4 protein-coding genes are annotated in these 4358 nt (G+C 34.5%); all 4 read right to left on the reverse strand.

Translation table 11 applies throughout. The features are described from left to right. Positions 1-1170: transglycosylase domain-containing protein (locus tag ABWO04_RS10075; protein ID WP_353079580.1), on the reverse strand; the 1170-nt coding region annotated here is incomplete at its 3' end. 8 nt (positions 1171-1178) lie between these two features. Then, complete coding sequence (locus tag ABWO04_RS10080) at positions 1179-1667, reverse strand: gliding motility lipoprotein GldH (protein WP_353079581.1); 489 nt, start codon at positions 1665-1667, stop codon at positions 1179-1181. Next, on the reverse strand, positions 1657-2811 hold the full coding sequence (locus tag ABWO04_RS10085) for a PSP1 domain-containing protein (RefSeq protein ID WP_353079582.1): 1155 nt from the start codon (positions 2809-2811) through the stop codon (positions 1657-1659). Before ABWO04_RS10085 ends, ABWO04_RS10080 begins: the two co-directional genes overlap by 11 nt. Positions 2812-2989: 178 nt before the next feature. Further along, positions 2990-4358, reverse strand: a 1369-nt coding sequence (trhO, locus tag ABWO04_RS10090) for an oxygen-dependent tRNA uridine(34) hydroxylase TrhO (protein WP_353079583.1), incomplete at its 5' end; no start/stop codon positions are given.

The following is a 4358-nucleotide window of genomic DNA, read 5'->3' on the forward strand; positions in this document are numbered from 1 at the left end:
GACTTCAAAAGATTGTTTAATTTCAGCATCCGATTTTCCGTTGATACTCATAATACGCCATCTCTCCGAATTTTTCATGGCTTGATTCATTATTTTCTGAGTTTCCGCAGGCGTAATATCTAAAAATGGCGCAGTTGGATTATCTTTTTGTCGGCGATTGAATTCGGGTTGTAAGTTAGATAAATGCTCTTCTACTGCTTCTTCAGCATACTGTTGCATACGCGAATCAACTGTGACATAAATTTTTAAACCGGCAGTGTAAAGGTCAATTTCTTCTCCTTTTTCGTCCTCAATGGCTTTAATGATAGGTTTTAAACTTTCACGTAAGTATTCTCTAAAATACGTAGCAGTTCCTTCTGCGTGGCTTTCTGGTTTAAAGTTTATTTTTACAGGAACTTGCTTCAATTCTGCTGCCTTTGCTTCCGATAAATACTTGTTTTTTACCATTTGGTCTAAAACGGTATTTCTACGTTGGAAAACTTTTTCCTTTCTTTTTTCTTTGGTAGGATTGAACAATGCTGGGTTTTTAAGCATCCCCACGAACAAAGCGCTTTCTGCTAATGTTAAATCTTTAGGTTCTTTGTTCATGTAAATTTTAGATGCCGAACGAATTCCTACTGCGCTATTTACAAAATCGACCTTATTTAAATACAAGGCTATAATTTCTTGCTTGGTATATTGACGTTCTAATTTCGTAGCAATAATCCATTCTTTACATTTTTGGATGATACGAAATGGTAAAAATTTCGACCCTTCGCCGTGAAATAAATTTTTTGCCAACTGTTGTGTAATAGTACTGGCGCCGCCGCTTCTTCCTAAACTTGAAATGGCTCTTAATGTTCCTCTGGCATCTACTCCAGAATGTTCATAAAAACGCTCATCTTCTGTAGCTACTAATGCATCTACTAAATGCTTAGGTAAGTCTTGATATTTAACGGGCGTTCTGTTTTCTTTATAAAATTTACCTAACGTTACGCCGTCTGAAGAAATAATTTCTGTAGCGATATTGGTATCTGGATTTTCTAATTCGTCAAACGAAGGCATTTTTCCGAAAAATCCCCACGATGCCAAAAGAAAAAATAATAATACGCCACCAAATGTGTAGCCGAATAATTTCCAAAATTTTCTAACGTAATCTGAATAACTGACTTGGGTGTTGTTAGTTGCCATTTTTTTCTTTATTTTCTTTTTTCAATTCTAAATCCTAAATCTGTAATGCCTGATAAGTCTTTTACACCTTGTACTTTTCCGGTTTGTCTAAGCGCGTGTTCTACTTCTAAGGTGTATTTTCCAGGTTTTTCAAAACTATAATTTTCTTTATACCACAGTTTGCTTTCTTTTACATCTGAAAAACCAGTACCTAACAAAGTGCCGTCTGGATTTGCCATTTGATATTCTAAAGTATCTACAATTACTTTTCCGTTTGGCTGGTTTAACGATACTATTAAAAACAAATTGTTGTATGGGTAATCGTTGTTGTTTCTGACGTTTAAAAATAAATTATATACACTTGTGGTGTCTTTTTGTTCAAAAGTAAACGTGGCTTTTTTATTTTTTTTCCACGTACCATCAAATGCATAATATTCATCAAAAACCTGTTTTTTATCGCAAGAAATTACAATAAAAAGCAAGAAAAGACTTAGTATTTTAAAAAAATTATTGTTCATTTTTCTTAAACGGTTTCTTTTTTCTTTTATTATTATTGTTCGATTTTTTCTTAGGTTGATCAAATCGTGTTAAACTATCTTGTCCCACCACATTTTCGAATTTTTTCTCCACATTTACTGTTGAAACTTCTTCTACAAAGTCTTCTAATTGTGCAATTTTTTTACCTTGTTTGTTAATCGCTACAATTTCTTTGGCTTTCTCTGCAGTTAGCGTGTGCCAATGCGCTGGTGCGTTTGCGTATGAAAACCACATTAAATTTTTGAAAATATCTATTTTTTGACAATACGCATCACCTTTATCGGTAAGCAATTTTGTATCCATATCTGGCAAGCCTTTTAGTGCGTCTAAATACGTATCTAATTCGTAATTTAAACAACATTTAAGCTTTCCGCATTGCCCTGCTAATTTTTGTGGATTTAACGATAATTGTTGGTATCGAGCTGCAGAAGTATTTACGCTTCTAAAATCGGTTAACCAAGACGAACAGCATAATTCGCGTCCACAAGAACCAATTCCGCCCAAGCGAGCAGCTTCTTGACGGAAACCCACTTGTTTCATTTCTACACGAATTTTAAATTCACTTGCATATTCTTTAATCAATTGTCGGAAATCGACACGGTCATTTGCAGTATAATAAAATGTGGCTTTTGAACCATCGCCTTGAAATTCGATATCCGAAATTTTCATTTCCAGTTTAATCGCTATGGCAATTTCACGCGCACGAACTTGTATGGCGTCTTCTTTATTTCTTACGCCATGCCAAATATCGATGTCTTTTTGAGTCGCTTTGCGATATACTTTGGGAATTTCAGCGTTGTCTTTGACGTTTTTCTTGTTCATTTGAACACGGACTAATTCGCCAGTTAAAGACACCAAACCCACATCGTGACCAGAAGAAGCTTCAGTAGCTACTACATCACCGATGCTTAAAGTTAGTTTTTCGGTATTTCTAAAATATTCTTTTCTTCCGTTTTTAAAACGTACTTCTACACAATCAAACGGGGCTTGACCTCCTGGTAATGTCATATTGGCTAACCAATCAAAAACCGTTAATTTGTTGCAGCTATCGGTGCCGCAAGTCCCATTATTTTTACACCCCTTTGGTGCACCACCATCGGAAGTTGAACAACTTGTACATGCCATAATTTATATATATTGATCGCCTCAAAAAAATTGAAACTACTTTTCAAATGTTATTTTGAGCGTAAAGATAGCATTTTTTTAACTGAATTTAAACTTTTGATTTTTCAAGTTGGTACAAACAAAAAAACCTGCTACATCTTTATAACGTAACAGGCGGTTTTTTCTTATAATTTAGTGTTTATATTTTATATATTCTATCCGATTCCCTAATTTTAAATGGGACTACAAAAGTTACTTTATCACCAGGTTTAGCTACGGTATTTTCGGTACCGTTAATTAACATTGTACCCACTTGCATTTTCTCATTTCCAGTTGTAGGGCCTTTTATAAAAATCGTATCTCCCGTTTTTAACTCTTGGTTTTCAATTAAAAATTGACCTACTTGTGCTTTGGTAAAATAATGTTGGCCTTTACCAATATATATTTTTCTTTCCGTCGATAATTTTCGCATTCTAATTTGTGTAACCGCCGAAACTTTTACCGGTTTTTGAGCGATTTCTTCAAAAATATTTCTTTCCGAATTTTGTTTGAATTTTAAAGCTGGTGATTTCCCTTTCTGAAAAATCATATTCCCGTTTTTTAATCCTTTTCTGCGTTTTTCTTGTTCTTCTAAAGGTAAATAAATGGTTTCTACACAACTTGTAGAACAACAATTTTCCATTTTTTCAGCACAAGAATCGCACTGAATAAATAATAAATGACACGCTTCGTTGGCACAATTTACGTGTGTGTCACAAGGTTCGCCACATTGGTGACATTGCGCAATAATATCATCTGTAATTCGTTCGCCCAAACGGTGGTCGAATACAAAGTTTTTACCAATAAACTTACTTTCTAAACCTTCCTCTTTAATTTGTTTGGCATAGTTTATAATGCCGCCTTCTAACTGAAAAACGTTTTTAAACCCTTGATGTTTGTAATAAGCAGAGGCTTTTTCGCAACGAATACCACCCGTGCAATACATCACTAAGTTTTTATCTTCTTTAAAGTCTTTTAATTGCTCGTTGATAATGGGTAAACTTTCACGGAACGTTTCTACATCTGGCGTAATCGCGCCTGTAAAATGGCCAATTTCACTTTCATAATGATTTCTGAAATCCACTACAATTGTATTTGGATCTTCTAAAATTTTATTAAATTCTCGGGCGTTTAAATGCACACCCTTGTTGGTTACATCAAATGTATCGTCGTTTAAACCATCAGCCACAATTTTGTGACGTACTTTTATCGTTAATTTTAAAAAAGAATGATCATCATGTTCTACGGCAATATTCAATCGAATGCCTTTCATAAAATCGTAGGTTTCAAGGGTTTCTCTAAAAGCATCAATATTTTCTGCCGGAACAGACATTTGCGCATTTATTCCTTCTGTTGCGACATAAATTCGACCTAAGGCATCTAATTTATTCCATTTTAAAAACAAATCATTTCTAAATTGTGTTGGATTTTCAATTTTGGCATACGCATAAAAAGAAAGCGTTAATCGTTGACCGGCTTGGTCAATTAACTTGGCTCTTTCTTCCGCGCTTAAGGTGTTGTACAGTTGC

It is taken from the genome of Flavobacterium sp. (genome assembly GCF_040382755.1).
Lineage (GTDB): Bacteria > Bacteroidota > Bacteroidia > Flavobacteriales > Flavobacteriaceae > Flavobacterium.